We start from the raw sequence: 22168 nt of genomic DNA, 5'->3' as shown, positions 1-22168 counted from the left end.
CGGCAGCCCGCCGGCGACCGGCGACAACGCCAACAGCCCCGACACCGGCGCCTACAACGGCGACCGGGTGCGGCAGGCGACCAGGCTCCTCGCCTTCGCCGACGAGTTCGCCCGGGCACGCGGCACCGAGGCCGTCTTCCTGGTGGGTGACTTCAACTCCTACACGCAGGAGGACCCGATGCACGTCCTCTACGGCGGTGGGTACGACGCCGTCGAGCGCCCCGGCGACGACGAGTCGTACTCCTTCAGTGGACTGTCCGGGTCGCTGGACCACATCCTCGGCAACGCCGCCGCGATGGAGCTGGTCACCGGCTCCGACGTGTGGGACATCAACGCCAGCGAGTCGGCGGCCTTCCAGTACAGCCGCTACAACTACAACGTCACGCAGTTCTTCGACGCCACCAACCCCTTCGCCGCCTCCGACCACAACCCGGAGGTCGTCGGGCTCGACGTCGTCGACGACGAGGTCGACCCGGCCCCGTCGTCGGTCCGGGCGGAGGACGTGCGGATGACCTACGGCAAGCCGGCCACCGTCACGGTCGAGGTGACCAGTGGGGCCACCGGCACCGTGCAGGTCCTGGAGCGCTCCCGGGTCGTCGCGACCGGAACCCTCGCCGCGGGGGTCGCGAAGGTCGTCCTGCCCGCCAGGTCGTTGAAGCTCGGGAGGCGGACCCTCACCCTGCGCTACCTCGGCGACGCGGCGTACCAGCCGTCGCAGGGCACCGTCACCGTGACCGTCGTCAAGGCGGCGGCGTCGCTGTAGGTGAAGGTCTCCCCCGCCAAGATCAGGGCCGACCGGACGCGTGCCGCGGTCGCGATCCGGGTCGCCGCCGACGGCGTCACGCCCGCGGGCGAGGTCGTCGTCGACCCGCGGGGCAAGGCCCGGGCCACGGGCGAGCTGAGGGGCGGACGGGTGGCCGTCCGGCTGCCGGCGTTCGGGACGCCCGGCAGGAACAAAGTCGCCATCACCTACCTCGGCAGCAGGGGGGTCGAGCGGGAGAGGGTGGTCCAGCGGATCACGGTCGCCAGGCGCTGACCTGCGCACCACAGCAGCACCGCAGCGGGAGCCGGTCCTCGGACCGGCTCCCGCTTGCGTGTCACTGGGCGTGTCCCCATTGAGGGCGAGACGCACTCGTCTGCCGATGAGCGGGATGGATGGGCGAGCCCCCGCGAATCCCTCAGCGGGCGGTCACCCGAGGATCCCCGCTCGTGACCCGCTCAGCGCGGCAGCGGAGGGTCGATACCGGTCGTGCCGCGGTCGAGCGGGTCCGTCAGAACGGCCGGAGGAGGAGGCGCCCCCTCGGGCGCACCGGCACGGGCGTCGGCGAGGACATCGGGCGGGACGTGCTTCTCGAGGTAGCGCCGCCCGGCGCGTGTCGCCGGGTGCATGGCAGCCGCCGCGGCGCCGACGATGGCGGCGATGGCGAGCCAGCCGAAGGCGCCCCATTCCATCGCAAGGAAGCCATAGACGGCCGGCGCCCAGAACCGGCCGAGCGTGTTGCCGAGCTCGGAGACGCCCTGGTAGTCCCCTCGCCGCCGGGGATCCATCAGCTCGGCCTCGAAGGTCCACCCCGAGGCGGACAGATAGAGCTCGGCCCACGTCAGGACGATGTGGCCGACGAAGAACAGGACCACCGTGACCCAGCCGACGGTCTCGTGAGTGGCGAGCGTGACGACGCAGGTGAGCGCGAAGAAGACCGCGGAGAGGCGCACCGCGCGCAGGGCGGTGTCGATGTCGCGGATGCCGCGCGACGTCACCCGGGGCAGCGCGATGCACATCACGGTGTTGGTGGCGAAGAGCAGCGCCACGAGCTCGTGGGGAGCGTCGGTCTCGATGACCAGCCACAGCGGGATCACCGTGTGGAGGAGCACCTGGTTGGACCACAGCACGCCGGTCAGGAAGGTCACCAGGAGCCAGCTGCGGTTGCGGATGGCCGGCGGCCCCTCCGGCTGGCGGCGGGGCTCGGTCGATCGGACGTCGTGGGAGGCGTCCGGCAGCCGGAGGATCGCCACCGCGTTGACCACGAAGAGGACCGTGGAGACGACCGGGGCCCAGCGCAGCACGTCGGCACCGAAAGCGATAGCGCCGCCGCCCAGAAACGCTCCGAGACTGAAGCCCACGTTGAGCGCGGAGTACATGTAGGCCCGGGACTCGACGCGCTCGCCGGGCGGCAGCACGTCGAGGACGTAGGCGCCGTGGGCCGCCCCGCCGAGACTCCCCGCCACCTCCATCACCACCGCGAGCGCGATGAACTGCGGGAAGGTGTCGATGAACGGCCAGGCGAGGAACAACACCCCCTGCAGCACAGCGCTCAGCGACCACATCCGCTTGGGGCCGAACCGGTCGACGAGCCTCCCGGCCGGCACGGCGGCGAGGAAGCTGGCGATCGCCGCCACCGTGAGCCCGACACCGACCTGTCCCAGCGACAGCCCCAGGATGACGCCGAAGTAGACGGCGGATCCCGCCAGGAAGGCGCCCTCGCCCGTGGCGAAGAGCAGCGACTGGACCGACAGGCGGCCAGCGAGGGAGGACGGGGGCCTGGCGTAGTTGCGGAGCGCGGTGAGCATCGCGGCCATTCTGCCGTGCTGCACCGGAAGCCGTCGCGCTTTTTTGGACGGCTGCAGGCCGATGCCTGCCTACGTCCACCGCTTCCCCGGCGCGCCGAGCCCCTCGCCCTCAGGGGGTGGCCAGAACGACCCAGCCCGCGCCCGCTGCCCTGGCCACGGGACGGGCACCCCGACCATCAGGCGTTGTACGTCCTCGCCATGGCCGACAGTCGGTGAGCCCGTCGAGGTGAAGGCGATCCTCATCCCCTTGGGTTGCACTCCGGCACCGCGAGGCGTGTGCGTCTTGTCTCGCCGCCTGTCGGCGTCGGCTCCAGGTATCCGCTCTTGCCGATGATGTGCCCCTCAACATCGATCTGTCGTGCAGCGCAGCACGAGGCGCCTCGGCTACGGTCGGAACATGGAAGCGGCCGACGACAACCCCGGCAGCGAGAAGCCCGTGCCTGACTACCGGTCGCTTCCGCCGGGCGTGCGGCTCGACGAGACCATCGTCAGCGTCGATGCGGATTCGGTGCCGGACCCCGCCGCGGGGCGCAACGTCGACCAGCATCGAGCGTTGCGCGACGACTGATCGGCCCTCGGCGCCGCCACGAAGTGGCGAGGACCTGCCGATGATGGTCCGGTGGGGCATGCGCATCGGCCGCGTTGAGGGCGGCTGCGATCCGGCCGTGGTGCCGCCATCCGAGATGGAGCCGATGAGGCAGTCCTGGTCGAGCACCTCTGTTCCTCGTCAGTGAGAGAGCACGTCGACCGCTGAGGCCTCCGCCGCCGCTGCCTACGTCGGGGCTCGTCATGGCGGGCATCGTCGGTGGACCGGGCTGCGCCGTAGCGGCGCTGCCTGTATCCGGCCCAACAGAACAGGGTGAGCAGCAGCACGAGAGCCGGTCCGTGACGCACGGTCGTCGCGATGCAGGCGACCGCAAGCCAGCGGTCAGACCTCGCGCCAGTCGGTCGCCTCGTCGTGGCCGTGGGCCGCCATCAGCATCAACCCGCCGTCGACGGCGTAGGACGACCCCGTGACGTACGCCGCGCGCGGCGAGGCCAGGAAGGCGATGACCGAGGCGACCTCGTTGACGTGACCCGGCCGGCCCAGCGGGTTGCCCGGCCGCTCCTGGTGGTAGGCCTCCGACTCCTCCATGCCGGTCATCTCGGTCGCGATCTCGCCCGGGGACACGGTGTTGACGGTGATGCCGTGCTCGGCGAGCTCGAGGGCGAGGACCTTGCTGAACAGGCCCAAGCCGCCCTTCGCCGCGCAGTACGCCGCGGCTCCCAGCCGCGGCACGTGCTCGTGCACGCTGGTCACGTTGACGATCCGGCCGCCCTGGTCGCCGGCGACCATGATGCGAGCCGCGTGCTGTGCGCACAGGAACGGGCCGTCCAGGTCGGTGGCCAGCACGTGGCGCCACGTCTCGTAGGACAGGTCCAGCGCCCGGCTGCTGTGGCCGGTGCCGGCCACGTTGACCAGGACGCCGAGACCGCCGAGCCTTTCGGCCAGCCGGTCCACGGCCCCACCCGCGTCGGGCGAGGCGGCGTCGAACTGCTCGACGAACGCCCGCTGCCCGCGCCGCTCGACCTCGGCCGCGGTCGCTCGCACCCCCTCCTCGTCGTGGTGGAGCGTCAGGCCGATGTCGAAGCCCTCACTGGCCAGGAGCCTGGCCGTGGCCTGGCCGATGCCGGAGTCGCTGCCGGTGACGATCGCGAGACGGGGGTAGTTGTCGTGAGCCATGCGCGCCCGGTGCCCTGACCCTCCCCCGCCCATGCGCGGGTCAGCGGAGCCGACGGTTCTCCCAGGCGGGGTGCCGGGCGGCTACGCCGTCGCCACGAGCGGGGCGACCTCGCCCAGCAGCTCGATGCCGCGGAGCAGGTCCTGGTGGGCCAGCCGGGGGTTGGTCATCTGTAGCGAGAGCCGGTCGACCCCGCCGAGCTGGTCGGAGATCCGGCGGATCTTCGCCGCCACCGTGTCGGGGTCGCCCATGAAGAACGCACCGTCCGGTCCGGCGGTCGCATCGAACTGCTGCCGGTTCGGCCGGCCGAAGCCGCGCTCGCGCGAGACCTTCGTGAACATCTCCAGCCACCCCGGGAAGATCGTGTCCGCGGCGGCCTGCGTGCTCTCGGCGACGAAGCCGAAGACGTGCAGCCCGACCTTCAGCCTCTCCGGTGGGTGGCCGGCCTCGGCACCGGCCCGGCGGTAGAGGTCGACGAGCGGGGCGAACTGCCGCGGCTCTCCCCCGATGATCGCGACCATCAGCGGCAGCCCCAGGACCCCGGCCCGGACGAAGGACTCCGGCGTGCCGCCGACGCCCACCCAGATGGGAAGCGGGTCCTGCAGCGGGCGCGGGTAGACGCGCTGCCGCACGAGCGCCGGCCGGTGCCGGCCCGACCAGGTGACCTCCTCCTCGTCGCGGATCCTCAGCAGCAGCTCCAGCTTCTCGCTGAACAGCGAGTCGTAGTCGGCCAGGTCGAGGCCGAAGAGTGGGAAGGCCTCGGTGAACGAGCCGCGACCGACCACCAGGTCGATGCGGCCCTTCGAGATCAGGTCGAGGGTGGCGAACTGCTGGAAGACCCGCACCGGGTCCGCCGCGCTCAGCACCGCCACCGCGCTGCCGAGCCGGATGCGCTCGGTGCGGGCGGCGGCCGCGGCCAGGATCACCGGGGGCGCGGAGTCGTAGTACTCGCTGCGGTGGTGCTCCCCGATGCCGAAGGAGTACAGCCCCACCCGGTCGGCGAGGGCGATCTCCTCGAGCAGGTGCTCCATGCGCTCAGCCGGGCCGACCACGTGTCCGGTGGTCGGGTCGGTGACGGTGGAGACGAAGCTGTCGACGCCCACGTGCATGAGGTTCCTCTCGGTCCGGGCCCGATCGGTCTCGGTCGCCAGATGGCCTGTCAACCAGCCGGCGCGACGGTTTCTTCCACGACGATCAGCCCTCGCGTCGACGGCGCCGGCGCACCGGCCCCCGCCGTGGGTCGACGAGCGCGGCACCCCACGTCACCGCGGCGCGACGTCGGCCGCGAAGCGGGTGAGCACCCCGCCCAGCTCGGGGCCGTGGGTGCACGGCACCAGGTGGCCCCCTCCGGTGAGGGTGAGGCACCACGGCGCCAGTCGTTCCGCCCAGTCCTGCGGGCAGATGCGGTCCTGGGGGCCACGGACGGCCAGCACCGGCAGCCGCAGGTCGTCGAGGGTCGCGCGCAGGTCGTCCCGTCGGGCGGCGTCCATGCCGCGTCGCATCGACCCCAGGCCCGTCCGGGCGTACTGGCGTGCCAGCCCGGGCACTTGGCGGGGGTCCTCGTGGACGGCCGTGCGCAGCCAGCGGCGCACCAGGGCCGCCCATCCGCCGGCCCGCGGGTCGGTGGTGGGCCCGACCAGCACCAGGCCGACGACGGCGCCACCGGCCGCCGACGCGGCGTGGGCCGCCACCTGGCACCCCGAGGAGTGCCCGACCAGCACCGCGGGAGGCCCGTCGCGGAGCTCCTCCCCCAGCCGGCGGCCGAGTGCCGACGGCGACAGGTCGGTGCCCCGCGCCGCCCGCATCCCGTAGCCCGGGAGGGGGCGCACCTCCACCGGCACGTCGAGCACCTCCGCCACCGGCGCCCAGGACCTCGCGTCGAGCCCGAGCCCGGGCACCACCACGATCCGGAGGGCGGCGGGGTCCGGCGTCATGCGGGTGCCGGTACCCACCCGCATGCCCGAGGAGGCACGGGGTACCCCCGGTGCCCACCGAGAAGGGCTCGCCATGGCCGTCCGTCCGCAACGCCGTACGTCGTGACGCCGTGCCGCCACGCCTGCGCTGCCGCCGCCGCAGCCTCCTGGGCGGGGCCGCGCTCGGCGCCCTGGTCTCGTGCGGCGACCAGGCCGGCCCCGCGGGTCCCACGGTGAGCCCGCGGCCCGACGCCGGCCGCCTGTCGTTCCGTCCCGCGGCCCCGTCACCGTCGCGGGGCGCACGCACCGGCACCTACCGGGTGGAGGTCGACGGCGGCCGGGCCGCCGTCGTCCACGCGCCCGACGTGTCGGGCCCCTTGCGCCTCGTCGTCATGCTGCACGGGGCCGGCGGCGAGCCCGGGCGCACCCTGGAGATCCTCCGCCCGTACGCCGAGTCGCACCGCCTCCTGATCGTGGCGCCCGCCTCCCGCCGTCCGACGTGGGACGTGATCCTCGGCGCCTTCGGGCCCGACGTGCGCACCGTCGACACGCTCCTGCGCCGCCTCACCGACGACCACGCCGTCGACGGCCTCACCGTGGGCGGGTTCAGCGACGGCGCCAGCTACGCGCTCACCCTGGGCCGGGTCAACGGCGACGTCTTCGACTCCGTCATCGCCTTCTCCCCCGGCTTCGAGGTCGCACCGGCCGTGCACGGCCGGCCGCGCTTCTACGTCTCCCACGGGACCCGCGACCAGGTGCTGCCCATCGACGCCTGCAGCCGCCGGATCGTCCCGGAGCTGCGGCGTCAGGGCTACGACGTCACCTACGAGGAGTTCGACGGCCCGCACGAGGTGCCGGCCGAGGTCCGCAGCTCGGCGGTCGACTGGCTCACGGGCAGCGGCTGACAGGAGCGGGCGACCCACAGACGGTCGCCCCGCACAGGGCTAGCCCGGCGGCTGTTGGGGCACCGGGCGAAGGTGACGACCTCCATGGACGAGAAGACCACCCGCGAGCGGCTCATCGGCGACGGCCTGAGCTGGCTGGCCCTGTGGAGCCTGCGGTGGGTGCTCATCGCCGCCGGCGCCGTCCTGCTGGCCTGGGTGGTGCAGAGGACCTGGGTCATCGTGCTGCCGGTGGTGCTGGCGCTGGTCGTGACCACGGTGCTCGAGCCCCTGTCCCGGCTCTACGAGCACCGGCTGCGCCTGGGTCCCGCCCTCGCCGCCGCCGCCGCCCTCCTCACCGGCCTGGCGGTGCTGGTCGGCACGGGCCTCGCCATCGCGCCCAGCGTCGCCGGGCAGGCCGACGACATCGCGGCCGACGCCTCGAGCGGCCTGCAGGAGCTGCAGGACCGCGTCCAGTCCAGTGACATGGTCACCGAGGACCAGGTCGACAGCGGCATCCAGAACATCCAGGGGCGGCTCACCGACAGCGCCGACGCGATCGCCTCGGGGGTCCTCGGCACCCTCGGCGCACTCGGGTCCGGGCTCGTGACGCTCATCATCACCCTGCTGCTGACCTTCTTCTTCCTCAAGGACGGACGCCGCTTCCGGCCGTGGCTCCACGCCGTGACCGGCCGGCGCGCCGGCCCGCACGTCGTCACCGTGCTCGAGCGCTCGTGGGCGACCCTCGGCGGCTTCATCCGGACCCAGGCGCTGGTGAGCCTCATCGACGCGATCTTCATCGGCGTCGGGCTGCTCCTCGTGGGCGTGCCCCTGGCCGTGCCGCTGGCGGTGCTGACCTTCTTCGGCGGGTTCGTCCCGATCGTCGGCGCCTTCGTGGTCGGCGCGATCGCCGTGCTGGTCGCCCTGGTGTCGGTGGGCTGGGGCGGCGCTCTCATCGTGCTGGGGATCATCGTGGCGGTGCAGCAGCTGGAGGGGAACGTCCTGCAGCCCTGGCTGCAGTCCAAGGTCATGCGGCTCCACCCGGCGATCGTGCTGCTGGCCGTGACCCTCGCCTCCACGCTCTTCGGCATCGTCGGGGCGTTCCTCGCCGTGCCCGTCGTCGCGGTGCTCGCGGTGACCCTGCGCTACCTCGACGAGGTCGTCAGGGACCGCACGCCCCCCGCCGCGGAGACGCCCCCCGCCGAGCCGGACGACACACGTCCGGCCGGTGCCGACCACGCGGAGGCATCTGAGCCGGCCGCGGAGGGGGCCGGCGCGTCCCCGATGTCCTGAGGGCGCGCCGCACCACCGATCAGGTGCCGGGCCGGCGTGCCGCCCGCACGGCCACCACGAGCGCCAGGAGCACCAGCGCGGCTCCCGCCAGCAACGCCCACCGCAGCGCGTCGCCGTCGTCGCCCGGCCCCAGGAGCACCTGGTAGACGGTGACCAGGAGCGCGGCGCCGATCGACGCGCCGATCCGCTGCCCGGTCTGCAGCGCCCCTCCCGCGGCGCCGCCCATGGCCGGCGGCACCTCGGCGAGGGTGAGCGTGATGTTCGGCGAGACGACAGCGCCGCCGCCGAGCCCGGCCAGGAAGAGCGTCGGCACCAGCCAGGCCCACAGCGGGTCGCCGCCGGGCACCAGCAGGGCCACCAGCACGGTCCCGACGACCATCGTCGCCAGGGCCACCACGGTGAGCCACCGCCCCGCGTCGGAGACGAGGCGCCCGGCGACCGGGGCGCTGATGGCCGAGCCGATGGCGAACGGCATGACCAGGAGGCCCGCCTCCAGGGCCGTGTGCCGCAGAGCCTCCTGGAGGTGGATGGAGAGCACCAGCAGCAGCCCGGTGAAGCCGGTGAAGTACAGGGTGCCGACCAGCAGCCCGTTCAGGTAGCCGGGCAGGGCCCGGAGCAGCTTCACGTCCAGCAGCGGCGGGTGGCCGCGCGCGGCGGTCCGGCGCTCCCACCACGCGAAGGCCCACGCGAAGAGGGGCACGCCGGCCAGCAGGGCGAGCGCGGACCGGTCGCCACCCTCGAACCGGACGATCGGGAAGAGCAGGCAGAAGACCGAGAGGCCGAGCAGGACGGCGCCCGGGACGTCGATCCGGTTGTCGGCCGCGTCGTCGGCCGGGCGACGCCGGGGCACCATCCAGAGGACGGCCAGCAGGGCGACCACCCCGATGGGGATGTTGACGAAGAAGAGCCAGCGCCAGCCGTCCTCCACCCCGGCGACGGAGATGATCAGCCCACCCAGCACCGGCCCCGCGGCCGAGGCCATCGACACGGTGAACCCGAACAGGCCGAACGCGCGGGCCCGCTCGCGGCCGCGGAACAACTGCTGGATGAGCCCGGAGTTCTGGGGCGTGAGCAGCCCGGCGGTCGCACCCTGGGCCAGGCGCGCCACCACGACCCAGGCGGCGTTCGGCGCGAACCCCACGGCCGCGCTGGTGAGGACGAACCCCACCAGGCCGATCAGCATCAGCCGGCGCCGTCCGTAGGCGTCGCCCAGTCGCCCGCCGGCGACCAGGGTCAGGCCGAACGTCAGGGCGTACCCGGACACCACCCACTGGATCGTGCCGGCGCTGGTGCCGAGGCTCTCGCGCATCGACGGGATGGCGACGTTCACGATCGAGACGTCGAGCAGCGACATGAACCCGACCACGAGGGAGACCCCGAGGATGCGCCACCGGCGCGGGTGCGGCTCGTAGGTGGCGTCGACGTCGGCGTCGACGGCGCGGTCGGTCACGACCCCCACCCTGCACGACGCGTGGGCACGGCAGCAGCGTCCGTCGCGACGAGCCGTCGCCGGCGCTCAGCCGCGCCCGGCGAGCACGTCGAGGCTCTCCCGGGCGATCTGCCACTCCTCGTCGGTCGGCACGACGAGGACGGCCACCTCGCCCTCCGGCGGCGACACCCGCCGCGCACCCGTGTCCGAGGCACGGTTCGCCTCCGGGTCCACGAGGATGCCCAGCCGCTCGAGACCGCTGAGCGCCGCCTCGCGGACCTCCGGCGAGTTCTCGCCGACCCCACCGGTGAAGGCGACCGCGTCGACCCGGCCGAGGACGGCGTGGTAGGCGCCGACGTACTTGCGCAGGCGGTGGCAGTAGACGTCGAAGGCGAGCGCGGCCGACGGGTCGCCCGCCGTACGCCGGCGCGAGAGCTCGCGGAAGTCGCTGACGCCCGCCAGTCCGAGCAGGCCCGAGTCGCGGTTGAGCCCCGTGTCCACCTCCTCCAGCGACCACCCGAGCTGGCGGTGGAGGTGCGCGTGGAGCGCGGGGTCGACGTCGCCGGAACGGGTGCCCATCACCAGCCCCTCCAGCGGCGTCATCCCCATCGAGGTGTCCACCGACCTCCCCCCTCGCACGGCGGCCGCGGAGGCGCCGTTGCCCAGGTGCAGGACGATCGCGTCGACCGACTCCAGGGGGCGGTCGAGGAGCTCGGCCGTCCGGCCCGCCACGAACCGGTGGGAGGTGCCGTGGAAGCCGTAGCGACGGATGCCGTGGTCGGCGCGCCAGGCCAGCGGCACGGCGTAGGTGTAGGCGTGCTCCGGCATCGTCTGGTGGAAGGCGGTGTCGAAGACCGCCACGTGCGGCACGTCGGGGAACAGCCTGCGCGCCACCGCCAGTCCCTCCAGGTTGGCGGGGTTGTGCAGGGGCGCCAGCGGCACCAGCTCGCCGATCGCGGCGACGACGTCGTCGTCCACGACCACGGGCGCGGAGAATCGGTCGCCGCCGTGCACCACCCGGTGCCCCACGGCGGCCAGGTCGTCGGCGCGCAGCGTCGGCCCGTGGGCGTCGAACGCCTCCAGGGCGGCGGTCAGCGCGGCCTCGTGCGAGGGCAGCGGCAGCTCGCTGCGGTGCCGGCGCCCGTCGGCATCGGTGTGGGTGAGGATCCCCGTGCCCCCGGACGCGTCGGCGATGCGCTCGGCGAGCCCGACGGCGCTGACCTCGCCGGTGCGGGCGTCGAGCAGCCGGTACTTCACCGAGGAGGAGCCGGCGTTGACGACGAGGACCAGCGAGCTCATCGCTCCTGCCCTCCGGTCTGCGGGGCCTGGGCCTGGGCCTGGATGGCGGTGATGGCCACGGTGTTGACGATGTCGCGCACGGTGGCGCCGCGGGAGAGGTCGTTGACCGGCTTGCGGAGTCCCTGGAGGACCGGCCCGATCGCCACGGCGCCCGCGGAGCGCTGCACCGCCTTGTAGGTGTTGTTGCCCGTGTTCAGGTCGGGGAAGACGAACACCGTGGCCCGCCCGGCGACCGGGGAGTCCGGGAGCTTGGTCCGGGCGACGGCGGGGTCGATCGCCGCGTCGTACTGGATCGGCCCCTCGACGAGCAGCTCCGGCGCCCGGGAGCGCACGAGCCCGGTGGCTGCCGAGACCTTCGCGACGTCGCTGCCCGTGCCGGAGCTGCCCGTCGAGTAGGACAGCATCGCGACCCGTGGCTCGACGCCGAACGCCGCGGCCGTCGCGGCGGAGGAGACGGCGATGTCGGCCAGCTGCTCGGAGTCGGGGTCGGGGTTGACGGCGCAGTCGCCGTAGACCAGCACCTGGTGCTCGAGGCACATGAAGAACACCGAGGACACCACCGAGACGCCCGGGACGGTCTTGACGACCTCGAGCGCCGGACGGATGGTGTGCGCGGTGGTGTGCACGCTCCCGGACACCATCCCGTCGGCGATGCCGAGCTCCACCATGAGCGTCCCGAAGTACGACACGTCGCGCACCACGGCCCGGGCGTCCTCGAGGCTCACGCCGCGGTGCCGGCGTCGCTGGTGGTACTCGTGCGCGAAGCGCTCGGCGAGCTCGGAGGTGGCCGGGTCGAGGATCGTGGCGCCCGACACGTCCGCGCCGACCCCCGCGGCCTGGGCGCTGACGCGGACGGGATCGCCGAGGAGTGTCAGGTCGGCGACCCCGCGACGCAGGAGGAGGTCGGCGGCCAGCAGGACCCGGGGCTCCTCACCTTCGGGCAGCACGATGTGCCGCCGCTGTCGCGTCGCGTCGTCCATGAGCTGGTGCTCGAACATCAGCGGCGTGACGACGGCCGTGCGTGCCACGTCCAGGCGGTCGAGCAGCGCGTCGGCGTCGACGTGCTGGGCGAACAGCGTGAGGACGGCAGCGATCTTGCGCGGCGTGGCGGAGGTCAGCCGACCCCGCACCGAGGTCAGGGCGGTGGACGTCTCGTGGGTGCCCAGGCCGATCTCGACGATCGGCAGGGTGGAGCCGATGCCCTCGAGCAGCCGGGTGACCTGGGGCGCCAGCTCGAGCCCCCCGTTGAGCACGATCGCGGCCACCTGCGGGAAGCTGGCGGACAGGTGGGCCATCACGACGCCGAGCACCACCTCGGGGCGGTCCCCGGGGGTGACCACGACCGCTCCCTCGACGAGGCGGTCGAGCACGTTCGGCATCGTCATGCCGGCGACCACCACGCCCAGGACCTCCCGGTCCAGCAGCGCCGGGTCGCCCGAGACGAGCGTGGCGTCGCAGGTCCGGACCAGGTCGGCCACCGACGGTGCGGCGAGCAGCGGCTCGTCGGGCAGGGCGTGGACCGGCACGTCGGCCGCCAGGCCGGCCGCGAGGTCGTCGGCGACGGAGGCCGGGTCGCCCTCGGTCACCCGGTTGACGACCACGGCGAACAGCGTGGCGTGGTGGGCGGCGATCTCGGCCGTCGTGATGTCCGCCAGCGTCCCGAGGTCCTCGACCGTACGGCGCGCGCCGTTGAGCACCAGCAGCACCGGCGCGCTGAGGTTGGCCGCGATCCGCGCGTTGTAGGCCAGCTCGGTGGGGCTGGCCACGTCGGTGTAGTCGGAGCCGACGACCACCACGGCGTCGCACCGCGCGGCGACCCGGTGGTAGCGCTCCACGATGGCGTCCAGCGCCGCCGTGGGGTCCCCGTGCACGTCGTCGTACGACACCCCGACGCAGTCGTCGTAGTCGAGGTCGACGGCCTCGTGCGAGACCAGCAGGTCCAGGACGTAGTCCTTGTCGCCCCGGGCCGTCTCGGGGCGCACCACCGGCCGGAAGACCCCCACGCGCTCGACCCGGCGGGACAGGGCGTCCAGCACGCCCAGCGCGACCGCCGACTTGCCGGTGTAGCCCTCCGCCGAGGCGACGTAGACGCTGGTCTGCATGTCCCCCACCCTAGGCACCGGGGCCGCGCGCATCCGCGCTCCTCGGATCAGCGGAGGACCAGGGCGAGCAGCACGCCGGAGAAGACGACGGTCTGGACGCTGTGCACGCAGATGCCGATCAGCGCGCGACCGCCGGGTCGGACCCTCGAGCCGCTGCTTGCCGCGGACAGCCGGACGCCCCGAGCTTTCTCGTGGATAATCGGCGAGGTGGTCGGGCGCAGCCGGTGCAGGTCCGCCGCGAGCGTCGGCACCGGACCATTTGCGTCGGCGTACGGAGAGGAGCAGCGTGGCAGCCAGCGTGCGTGACGTCGCGGCGCTCGCCGGGGTGTCGCCCCGGACGGTGGCGAACGTCGTCACCGGCTACGTGCACGTCCGGCCGGAGACGCGGGCCAGGGTGCAGCGGGCCATCGACGAGCTGAAGTACCGCCCCAACATCAGTGCGCGCAGCCTGCGCAGCGGCCGCAGCGGCATCATCGCGCTCGCGGTGCCCGACGTCGCGGCTCCCTACTTCGCCGAGCTCGCCGACCACGTGCAGCGCGAGGCGGCCAGCCGTGGGCTGACGCTCCTGGTCGACCAGACCGGAGCCGACCGCGAGCGCGAGCTCGACGCGCTCGAGGGCTTCCAAGCACACCTGATCGACGGGCTGATCCTCAGCCCGCTCGGGGTCACCGGGGAGGACCTCCAGGGCCACGACCTCTCGATGCCGACCGTGCTGCTCGGCGAGCGCATCGAGAAGGTCGGCGTCGTGCACGTGGCGGTCGACAACGTCGCGTCGGCGAGGGAGGCCACGGCCCACCTCCTCGACCGCGGCCGCACGCGCGTGGCCGCGGTCGGGACGCAGACCGGAGCCGGCGACATGGGCCCGGCGCAGCGACGGCTCGAGGGCTACCGCGCCGCCATGCGCGACGCCGGCCTGCCCGCCACACCTGGGCTCGAGGTGCCGACCGGACCGTGGTCCCGCGAGGCCGGCTACACCGCGGTGCGCTCGCTGCTCCAGCGTGGGGTCGACGTCGACGGGCTGTTCTGCTTCAACGACGCCCTGGCCCTGGCCGCGGTCCGCGCCGTGGTCGACCACGGCCTGCGCGTGCCGCAGGACCTCGCCGTGGTCGGCTGGGACGACATCGAGGAGGCGGCGTACGCCGTGCCGTCGCTGACCACCATCTCACCCGACAAGGCAGCGATCGCCCGCGCAGCCGTCGACGCCCTGCTGGGGCAGCTCGACGGCGGGTCCCCGGAGTCCGACGAGGTGCTGTGCTCCTACCGGCTGGTGGTCCGCGAGAGCTCCGGAGCCCGCTGACGCCCGAGCGGAGCCCTGCTCAGTGCACGCGTGCCGGGTGAGACCGGCGACGATCTGGGCGACCGGCTCGACCGGCAGCTTCGGCTCGGCGCTGCCGGCTCGGTGCCAGCGAGCCTGTGCAGTGGCCAACTACCTGGCGCCAGGTCGGCGCCCGCTTCCGGGTCCGTCGTCGTCAGGGTGCCGTGCGTCAGCTTCCCGTGGTGAAGGACCAGGTGGTGGTCGCGAGGGCGTTGCCTGCGGTGTCCTGGATCCCGTTGGTCAGCGTGACGTTGAACTCCGTGTTGCTCGCCAGGGTGACGTTGGGGTTCAGCGTCGCCGTCTGGGTTGCGGGGTCGTAGGTGACCACTCCGCCGAACTTGGCCCCGGTCGAGGTCTTGCGCAGGATCATCGTCGTGCCACTGACCCCCGACACGGCCTCGCTGAAGGTCGCGGCGAGGTCGCCACCCCGCGGGGCGCCGGTCGCGCCCGCAGCGGGGGTCGTGCTGCTCACGGTCGGAGCGGTGGTGTCACCACCGCCGCCGCCGCTCGTGGCGCCCTTGGTCATGCGCACGGAGTCGATCTCGCCGGCGAAGTAGTCACAGGTGACGGTGACGTCGTCGCACTCGTGCTTGCCGCCGATCGTCCACGGCTTCTTGTTGTCGAGGTTGCCGGTGAACCCGTTCTTGCGTCCCACCTGGAGTCCGTCGACGTAGAGCGTGACCGACGTCGAGGTGCGGACACACCGCACGTCGTGCCACTGGTCGTCGTTCAGCAGCGTGGCACCCGAGGTGGCGGTCGCTACCCCCTCCGCGGTGCGGAACATGCACGACAGCTTCCCCTTGGGGATCTGGAACTTGACCTGGCCGCCGACCGTCCTGGACTGGCCCTTCTGCAGGATGTTGCCGAAGTTCTCCTTGGTCTTGAACCGGAACTCCACCGTGAAGTCGCCGGCACCCGGGTCCAGCGAACCGTCGGGCGCGTCCGGCACCGAGATCAGGTGCTCCAGGCCGTAGGGCACTCCCGCGGCCGGCGCGTGGCGGTCCCAGTCGGCGTAGGCGCCGTTCATCACCACGTGGGAGCCGATGGCACCGTCATGGCCCATCCCGCTGGCGTCCACAGCGGTCCGGGCACCGCTTGCCTCGTTGAGCTGGAGGTCGAGCACGTAGCCCGACCCCACCGCCGCCCCACTCGTCCCCGAGCCGGTCATCAGCATGGCCGCCGCGGTGACAGCGACGACAGCGAGCTTTGTACGCATGTAGTTCTTCCCCCTTGGTGCGGCGCCCCACGCGCCGGAATCCGACCGCTGCTGGATCGCCGCCATCACTGTAGGTGGTGGGTGTGCACCCGGGTCACCCCAATATGGGTCAAAGGCGTGATCGGGTGCCCCGCGGGCACCCGCTCGACGTGTCGCCGCTTCCTCGGTGGTCGAGTAGCGGGCGCCGGCGAGCGTCTCGAGACCCACTCACACTCTCGGATGCTCCGGGGCGCCCCGAATGCCCAGTTCTGGCGACGACAGCCTGTGCTGTTGCGGGCACGGTCGTGTCCGCGCGTCCGCTGGGGGCGGTCGTCGTACAAAGCGAGGGAGAAGGCCGTGACGTCACCACGTCGGTCCCCGGTCGCCGGCTGGGGTGACAAGGTCCGCCTCGCGCGCTTCTTCGCCCAGCTCGCGATCAAGGAGCACCTCGCGCCGGGACTGCCCGTCCGGCCCCTCGTCGCCGAGCTCTTCCTCACCGACAACTGCAACCTCAAGTGCGTCAGCTGCGCCTGCTGGCGCACGGTGACCCGGGGCGAGCTGACCGAGGACGAGTGGCGCAGCGTCATCGACCAGCTCGCGGACCACGGCCTCCTCAAGCTGAACTTCACCGGCGGCGAGCCGCTGCTGCGCAGCGACGCGCCCCGGCTCATGGCCCACGCCTACCAGCGCGGCATCCGCAACCTCCACGTCAACACCAACGCCGTCCTCCTCGACGAGCGACGGCGTGAGGCCGTGCTCGACGCGGGCGTCCGCAGCTTCAACATCTCGGTCGACGGTCCCAGCGCCGACGTCCACGAACGCGTGCGGGGCGTGCCCGGGGCGTTCGCCAAGACCGTCGGCAACCTGGAGCGTGTGCTGGAGCATCGCGACCGTCTCGGGCTCCGCGTCCGGATGAACTTCACGGTCATGCGTTCGAACATCGACGACCTGCCCGAGATGATGCGGCTCGCGCAGGACCTCGAGGTGCAGCTCTACCTCAACCTCGCCACGGACCACACCTTCTTGTTCCGCGACGGCCAGGTGAGCATCGAGACCCGCGTCGACAGCGACCGCGTGTCCGCGGCCATGGCGCAGGTCGAGGAGGGCCTGCGACGCAACCGGCGCTTCGTGCCGCGCTACTCCGAGCTGGCCTACGTACGACGCCACTTCGAGGACCAGCTGCAGGGCGACCTCCCGTGTGCCGAGTCGCAGCTCAAGGTGATGATCCACTCGACAGGGGATCTGGGCGGGTGCTGGGGACACGACGCGACCCGCAACGTGCGCGACGCGCCGGTCGCGGAGATCCTCGGAGATGCCGCCTACCGCGAGGAGCACGCGCGGTTCTTCCGGAAGGAGTGCGTCGGGTGCGGCAGCAACTACGCGCTGAACCTCGCCTGGCGGCCGGGGACCTACGCCGAGGACCTGCTGTGGCGCCTCGGCAGGCGCCGGCTGGCCGCCGTGGGGGCCGCATGAGGTCCAGTGCTCCTCTCTACGACCTGCTGGCGCCGACGTACGAGGAGCACTTCGCCGTCTTGCACCGCCGGGCCTACGACGAGCTCGCCTGGGACATCTGCCGCGACGCGCTGCCCGAGGCGCCGGCCGTCACGGTGGACGTCGGGTGCGGGGTGGGCCGCTGGGCCGAGCGGCTGCTCGACGCCGGCTACTCGCTGACGGGGATCGAGCCGGCACCGGCGATGGCCGACCAGGCGGCGCGCCGGCTGGCCCGCTGGCCTCGCACGCAGGCGACCCTGCTGCGGAGCCGGGTGGAGGACGTCGAGCTGACGCCCGGCTCGGTGGACGCGGTGCTGGCGATGGGCTCCCTCCAGTACACCGACGACCCGGTGCGGCAGGTCGTCCGCCTCGCCGGCTGGCTGCGCCCGGGTGGCGTCCTCGCCGTCCTCGTGGACAACCTGCAGGCGCTCGTGCTCGAGCTGCTCGCCGCGGGGAGGGAGGAGGAGGCGCTGGCGCGGCTCACCACCCGGCGCGGCGTGTGGCGCGTCGACGAGATCGAGGCCGACCTGCACCTCCTGGACTCGGCGACGCTGCGACGTGCCTACGACGAGGCCGGTCTGGACGTCGTCCGCGTGTCCGGCCTGCTGGTGGGAGCGAGCGCGCACGGACGCGACGGGCTGCGCCGACGGCTGGACGAGGACTTCGAGGGCACCCTCGCTGCCGAGGGGCGCCTGGCCGCTCAACCGGAGCTGGCGGACCTCGGCAAGCAGCTGCTCATCGTGGGTCGTCGGCGCAGTCGCTGAGAGCGTCGAGCACCGACCAGAACACCCGCTCGGCCTCCCCGACGCTGAGCTCGGAGGACATCGGCAGCGCCAGCGCCTCGTCGTGCAGCGCGTCGGTGACCGGCAGGTCTGGGGCACGCTCGGTGAACGGGCGCCAGGGCAGGCGGTGCAGCACCGGCGAGTAGTAGGGCTTGGTGCCGATCCCACGGGCCTCCAGCCTCTTCGCGAGCCGGTCCCGGTCGACCCCGGGGAACCGGGCGACCCAGTGCACCCACGCATGCTGGTCGCCGTCCGCGGCGCGTTGCGGGACGACCCGCGGGTCCGCGCGCTCGAGCTCGGCGTAGACGCCTGCCACCGCCGTACGCCGCGCGACGAGGTGGTCCAGCCGTTCGACCTGGTCCAGGGCCGCGGCCGCGTGGACCTCCCCGATCAGCGTCGAGCGGGTCCAGTCGACGCTGGACCGCAGGCGCTCGACGGCCTCCGTCGGGACGACCACAGCGCCACCCTGGCCCGCGGCGGAGACCACCTTGGCGAAGCTCATGGAGAATGCGTGGGCGTCCGCCTGCGTTCCGACCGGCCTCCCTCGGGACCGCCCGCCGAGCGACGGCGCGGAGTCCCCCACGACGGGCACGCCGTGCCGGCGACAGACCGCCATCACCGCGTCGTAGTCCGCCGGGGCCCCGAGCGCGTCCACCGCGACGACGACCCGCACGTCGCCACCGGCCAGCGCCTCCTCCAGCCGCGCGGGGTCCAGGGTCCAGGTGTCGGGCCGGACGTCGCAGAACCGGAGCCGGTAGCCCAGCATGGCGAGGTACTCGCCGGTCGCCGCGAACGTGAACGACGGCAGGACCGCGACGTCCCCGGGCTGTGCTCGTCCCGCGACGGCCACGGTCGCCAGGCGGAGTGCGGCGGTCCCGGAGGACGTGGCCAGCACGGTCATGGTGTCCGGCAGCTCGAGGCGCTCCCGCAGCTCGTTCGTCAGCGCGCTCCCCCACGGTCCGCCCTTGAGGGACCCGGTCCACAGGCTCTGCTGCATCCGGTCGGCCAGCAGCTCGGGCCGCTCCGGCCGCGGCGGTACGACGACCGGGATCGAGGGACCCATGGGGGGTGGTTCGTCGCGAAGCCGCCGGACGAAGGACCGCAGGGCGTCTCGCAGGTGCGCGCCCCCCACTCCCGTCAGCTCCTCGAAGCGGGTGGTGTCCACGACGCCCACGGCGTCGGCGGTGGGCGCGACGACGGTGCGGACGTCGGCGTCGAGCCCCAGCTCGTCGAGGACGAGCTGGGCGAGCTCGACCAGGTCGATGCAACCGGCGCCGGCGTTGAGCACCCCGGCGGGGGCACCGGCGGCGACGGCGTCGGCCAGCACCTCCACCGGCAGGAACGTACGACGGGTATCGACGACCGTGAGCGGGAGGCCGGCCAGCGCCCGGCGCGCCAGCCTGGCCACCACCCGGTCCTGTCCGGGACCGAACAGGTTCGTCACGCGGAGGAGCGTGAGCCGGTCCTCCGGCACCGTGTCGGCCACGAGGAGCTCCTGCGCCCGCTTGGCCATGGCGTAGACCCACCGGCCACTGACGTCGGCGTCGGCCAGGCGCCGGCACAGCCGCTCGACCCGCCACGGTGGACACGGCTGCGCGGCGATGGCCAGGAGGTCGGCGTTCCAGGCCCGCAGTGCGTCCTCGTCCAGGGGCAGCTCCGGGAGCGTGCCCTCGTGCTGCGGCCCGGTGGCCGTGCCGTACACCTCGACGGACGACACGAGGGTGACCCGGCGCCCGGCGAGGAGCGGCAGGAGCCGCGCCGTGGTGACCGCGTTGTCGAGGACGAGCTGCCAGCTGCGCACGGCCCGGGGATCGCTGTTGCCCGCCGACAGCGCGACCGGCCCCGCAGGCAGCCCGGAGAGCACCTCGGGCAGCGGGTCGGTCAGCAGGTCGGCCCGGACCGGTGTGACACCGGGGGAAGGTGTGCATCGATCGGCGCGGTCGACCGGGACGACGCCGCGTCCGCGTGCCAGGCAGCGCTCGACGATCGCGGAACCGAGGAAGCCGGCACCGCCGACGACGGTCAACCGCTCCTGATCGCTGACACCCACGGCTCCCCCAGGAACGACCTGCTCATCTCCGGCGCGCCCAGTGGACCCCGGCGGAGAGGCTCGTGGGGACGATCACGACCCCATCCCCCAATACAGGGTAGGAGTGCTACGTTGCGCCGATGGACCGAGGTGAGCGCCGGATCCTGCTCGTCTCCAGCACCGGCGGGGTGCTGCTGGACCTCCTCGCGCTGCGCCCGTGGTGGTCCCGGCACGACGTCAGCTGGGTCGCCGTGCCCGGCTCCGACACGCGCGAGGTCCTGGCCGGGGAACGCGTGACGTGGGCCGAGGAGCTGACCCCTCGGCAGCCGTTTGCGGTGGCCCGCGCCGTCGTGGCGGCTCGGCGGCACCTGCGCCGGGACCGCATCGACCTCGTCGTGTCGGCCGGCACCGGGGTCGCCGTGCCGTACTTCCTCGCCGCCCGGTCGGCCGGGGTGCCCGCCTGGTGGGTCGAGACGCTCAACGTGCTCGCCGGCGCCGGGATCGCAGCGCGCGTCTGCGCGCGTGCAGGCGACCTGGTGCTGGTGCAGCACAGCGCGATGCTCGCCGACCATCCCCGGGCGCTGTTCGTGGGTGAGCTGTATTGACGGGCACCACCACGCGGCGGCTTGCCGTGTTCGTCACCGTGGGCATGGGCCCCTGGGCGTTCGACCGCCTGCTCGCGGCACTCCCGGACGTCTGCGCCGACCACGACGTCTTCGTGCAGACGGGCACCTCCACCCTGGCACCGCCGTGCCCGCACGCCGCCTTCCTGGGCTACGAGGAGACCCAGCGGCGCATCGCCGAGGCCGACGTCGTCATCACCCATGCCGGCAACACCGTCCGCCTCGTCCAGCGGCTGGGGAAGATCCCCATCGCCGTCGCCCGCGAGGCGGCGCGCGGGGAGATGCGCAACGACCACCAGGTCGTCTACCTGCGGAGCGAGGTCGCAGCCGGCCGGGTGGTCGCCCTCGACGGGGACCTGGACGGGCTCGCCGACGCGGTGTCCCGGCACCCGGAGCACGAGCAGACGCTGCTGCGCTCCGGAGTCTCGCTGGTCCCCGTCGAGGGCGAGAAGGTGGCCGACCTGCTGGACGCGATGGCCGACGAGGACGCCGTCGCTCGACGTCTTCGGCCGGGGTCCCAGCCGTTCGAGCGCCACCCCACGGCACGGTTCCGGTGGGCGTTCGACCGGCTGCGCGGACGGACGGGACGACATCTGGACCTCGGCATCGGCGACGCCTCCTTCCTCGGGGCCGTCCACCGGCAGAGCCGGCTCGAGGTGGTCGGCGCAGACCCGCACGCCGGCTACCTCGCCGATGCGCGCAGGCGGTACGGCGACGTGCCGCTCGTCCGGGTGGGGAGCACGCTCCCGTTCGCCGACGCCGTGTTCGACTCGGTGTCGATGCTCGACGTCCTGGAGCACACCACCAGCGAGCGGGCGACGCTGGCCGAGGTGTGCCGGGTCCTCCGACCCGGGGGCCTGCTCGTCCTGACCGTTCCCGCCCGGCACGTCTTCTCCTTCCTCGACCCCGACAACGCGAAGTTCCGGTTCCCCCGGGTGCACCGGGCCGCCTACTCCGCGCGGTTCGGCGCGGCGACGTACTCCGCCCGCTTCGAGGACGACTCGAACGGCCTCCGGGGCGACATGGCCTGGGAGCGCGCGTGGCACACCAACTACGAGACCGCCGACCTGCTGGCCCTCGTGGAGGGCGCCACCCTCGTTCCTCGGCTCAAGGACGGGGCGAACCTCTTCTGGCGGGTCTGGCAGGTGCCCGCGCTCCTGGCTCCGCACCGGGCCCGGTGGCTCTTCGACGCGCCCCTGCGCGCCGACGGCCGGTTGTTCCGGCGCGCGAACCTGTTCCTCACGGCGGTGCGGGCCAACGGCGCGCCGGCTCGGGAGCAGTAGCGATGAGCGTGCCCGACTTCATCTACATCGGCCCGGACAAGGCCGGCTCCTCGTGGCTCCACGAGATCCTGGGCGCGCATCCGCAGGTGTTCCTGACGCCGGCCAAGGGCCTGTACTTCTTCGACCGCTACTACGACCGCGGCCTGCCGTGGTACGTCGACCAGTTCGCCGACGCGCGGCCCGAGCACCTGGTGCGGGGGGAGGTGTGCCAGGACTACCTCGCGCACCCCGAGGCGGCCGGGCG

At 73.3% G+C, this 22168-nt stretch carries 20 protein-coding genes and 1 pseudogene; 11 read left to right on the top strand and 10 right to left on the bottom strand.

All coding sequences use genetic code 11. The features are described 5' to 3' along the window. On the top strand, window positions 1-763 hold a 763-nt coding region (locus tag QZX64_RS06490), incomplete at its 5' end, for an Ig-like domain repeat protein (protein ID WP_295657787.1). Next, window positions 764-1036 (top strand): hypothetical protein, encoded by a 273-nt coding sequence (locus QZX64_RS06485; RefSeq protein ID WP_295657786.1) that lies wholly within the window; start codon window positions 764-766, stop codon window positions 1034-1036. Between the two features lie 182 nt (window positions 1037-1218). Here QZX64_RS06485 and QZX64_RS06480 read toward each other — a convergent pair whose 3' ends face one another. Further along, window positions 1219-2568 (bottom strand): MFS transporter, encoded by a 1350-nt coding sequence (locus QZX64_RS06480; protein ID WP_295657785.1) that lies wholly within the window; start codon window positions 2566-2568, stop codon window positions 1219-1221. Between the two features lie 397 nt (window positions 2569-2965). Between QZX64_RS06480 and QZX64_RS06475 the strand changes: the two genes are divergently transcribed. Further along, window positions 2966-3136 carry a hypothetical protein gene (locus QZX64_RS06475; protein WP_295657784.1) on the top strand — a complete coding sequence of 57 codons (171 nt, stop codon included), beginning with the start codon at window positions 2966-2968 and terminating at the stop codon, window positions 3134-3136. 360 nt (window positions 3137-3496) lie between these two features. On the opposite strand, the gene QZX64_RS06470 is transcribed toward QZX64_RS06475, so the two are convergent. The 3 genes from QZX64_RS06470 to QZX64_RS06460 all read right to left on the bottom strand — a co-directional run bounded on the left by QZX64_RS06470 (window position 3497) and on the right by QZX64_RS06460 (window position 6223). Next, entirely contained in the window at window positions 3497-4291 is a 795-nt protein-coding gene (locus QZX64_RS06470; protein WP_295657783.1) for an SDR family oxidoreductase, read from the bottom strand. A gap of 81 nt (window positions 4292-4372) precedes the next feature. Continuing rightward, complete coding sequence (locus tag QZX64_RS06465) at window positions 4373-5392, bottom strand: LLM class flavin-dependent oxidoreductase (RefSeq protein ID WP_295657782.1); 1020 nt, start codon at window positions 5390-5392, stop codon at window positions 4373-4375. A 159-nt stretch (window positions 5393-5551) separates the two neighbouring features. Then, window positions 5552-6223: an alpha/beta fold hydrolase gene (locus QZX64_RS06460; RefSeq protein WP_295657781.1), complete on the bottom strand. Its 672-nt coding sequence runs from the start codon at window positions 6221-6223 to the stop codon at window positions 5552-5554. A gap of 50 nt (window positions 6224-6273) precedes the next feature. Between QZX64_RS06460 and QZX64_RS06455 the strand changes: the two genes are divergently transcribed. Next, a complete protein-coding gene (locus QZX64_RS06455; RefSeq protein ID WP_295657780.1) occupies window positions 6274-7107 on the top strand; it encodes an alpha/beta hydrolase in 834 nt (277 codons plus the stop codon). A gap of 84 nt (window positions 7108-7191) precedes the next feature. Beyond that, window positions 7192-8376, top strand: a complete 1185-nt coding sequence (locus tag QZX64_RS06450) for an AI-2E family transporter (RefSeq protein WP_295657779.1) — start codon at window positions 7192-7194, stop codon at window positions 8374-8376. A 19-nt stretch (window positions 8377-8395) separates the two neighbouring features. Here QZX64_RS06450 and QZX64_RS06445 read toward each other — a convergent pair whose 3' ends face one another. The 4 genes from QZX64_RS06445 to QZX64_RS06430 all read right to left on the bottom strand — a co-directional run bounded on the left by QZX64_RS06445 (window position 8396) and on the right by QZX64_RS06430 (window position 13457). Continuing rightward, complete coding sequence (locus QZX64_RS06445) at window positions 8396-9826, bottom strand: MFS transporter (RefSeq protein WP_295657778.1); 1431 nt, start codon at window positions 9824-9826, stop codon at window positions 8396-8398. 66 nt (window positions 9827-9892) lie between these two features. Further along, window positions 9893-11104 (bottom strand): acetate kinase, encoded by a 1212-nt coding sequence (locus tag QZX64_RS06440; RefSeq protein WP_295657777.1) that lies wholly within the window; start codon window positions 11102-11104, stop codon window positions 9893-9895. After that, window positions 11101-13206 (bottom strand): phosphate acetyltransferase, encoded by a 2106-nt coding sequence (pta, locus tag QZX64_RS06435; protein WP_295657776.1) that lies wholly within the window; start codon window positions 13204-13206, stop codon window positions 11101-11103. The genes QZX64_RS06440 and pta overlap by 4 nt, the downstream gene beginning before the upstream one ends. A gap of 47 nt (window positions 13207-13253) precedes the next feature. Continuing rightward, a complete protein-coding gene (locus QZX64_RS06430; protein WP_295657775.1) occupies window positions 13254-13457 on the bottom strand; it encodes a hypothetical protein in 204 nt (67 codons plus the stop codon). 35 nt (window positions 13458-13492) lie between these two features. Here QZX64_RS06430 and QZX64_RS06425 point away from each other — a divergent pair, with 35 nt between their 5' ends. Beyond that, complete coding sequence (locus QZX64_RS06425) at window positions 13493-14503, top strand: LacI family DNA-binding transcriptional regulator (RefSeq protein WP_295657774.1); 1011 nt, start codon at window positions 13493-13495, stop codon at window positions 14501-14503. A 187-nt stretch (window positions 14504-14690) separates the two neighbouring features. On the opposite strand, the gene QZX64_RS06420 is transcribed toward QZX64_RS06425, so the two are convergent. Then, window positions 14691-15737, bottom strand: a complete 1047-nt coding sequence (locus QZX64_RS06420; protein ID WP_295657773.1) for an Ig-like domain-containing protein — start codon at window positions 15735-15737, stop codon at window positions 14691-14693. A gap of 336 nt (window positions 15738-16073) precedes the next feature. Between QZX64_RS06420 and QZX64_RS06415 the strand changes: the two genes are divergently transcribed. Together QZX64_RS06415 and QZX64_RS06410 are read left to right on the top strand one after the other, a co-directional pair. Continuing rightward, complete coding sequence (locus QZX64_RS06415) at window positions 16074-17189, top strand: radical SAM protein (protein WP_295657772.1); 1116 nt, start codon at window positions 16074-16076, stop codon at window positions 17187-17189. After that, the gene (locus tag QZX64_RS06410) at window positions 17186-17971 is read left to right on the top strand and encodes a bifunctional 2-polyprenyl-6-hydroxyphenol methylase/3-demethylubiquinol 3-O-methyltransferase UbiG (RefSeq protein ID WP_295657771.1); all 786 of its coding nucleotides are present in this window, start codon (window positions 17186-17188) and stop codon (window positions 17969-17971) included. Before QZX64_RS06415 ends, QZX64_RS06410 begins: the two co-directional genes overlap by 4 nt. On the opposite strand, the gene QZX64_RS06405 is transcribed toward QZX64_RS06410, so the two are convergent. Beyond that, on the bottom strand, window positions 17943-20039 hold the full coding sequence (locus tag QZX64_RS06405) for an aminotransferase class I/II-fold pyridoxal phosphate-dependent enzyme (protein ID WP_295657770.1): 2097 nt from the start codon (window positions 20037-20039) through the stop codon (window positions 17943-17945). The two genes, QZX64_RS06410 and QZX64_RS06405, sit on opposite strands and share 29 nt — an antisense overlap. Window positions 20040-20158: 119 nt before the next feature. Between QZX64_RS06405 and QZX64_RS06400 the strand changes: the two genes are divergently transcribed. From QZX64_RS06400 to QZX64_RS06390, 3 genes and pseudogenes are all read left to right on the top strand, one after another. Continuing rightward, window positions 20159-20623 (top strand): glycosyltransferase, encoded by a 465-nt coding sequence (locus QZX64_RS06400; RefSeq protein WP_295657769.1) that lies wholly within the window; start codon window positions 20159-20161, stop codon window positions 20621-20623. A gap of 26 nt (window positions 20624-20649) precedes the next feature. Continuing rightward, window positions 20650-21924, top strand: coding sequence for a methyltransferase domain-containing protein (locus QZX64_RS06395; protein ID WP_295657768.1), 1275 nt, complete (start codon window positions 20650-20652; stop codon window positions 21922-21924). A 2-nt stretch (window positions 21925-21926) separates the two neighbouring features. After that, window positions 21927-22168 (top strand): annotated as a pseudogene (locus tag QZX64_RS06390) (sulfotransferase); the annotation flags it as partial.

It is taken from the genome of uncultured Nocardioides sp. (assembly GCF_902805925.1).
Classification (GTDB): Bacteria; Actinomycetota; Actinomycetes; order Propionibacteriales; family Nocardioidaceae; genus Nocardioides.
Note: the sequence above shows the minus strand (reverse complement) of the source record. Positions and strands in the feature narration are given on the sequence as shown.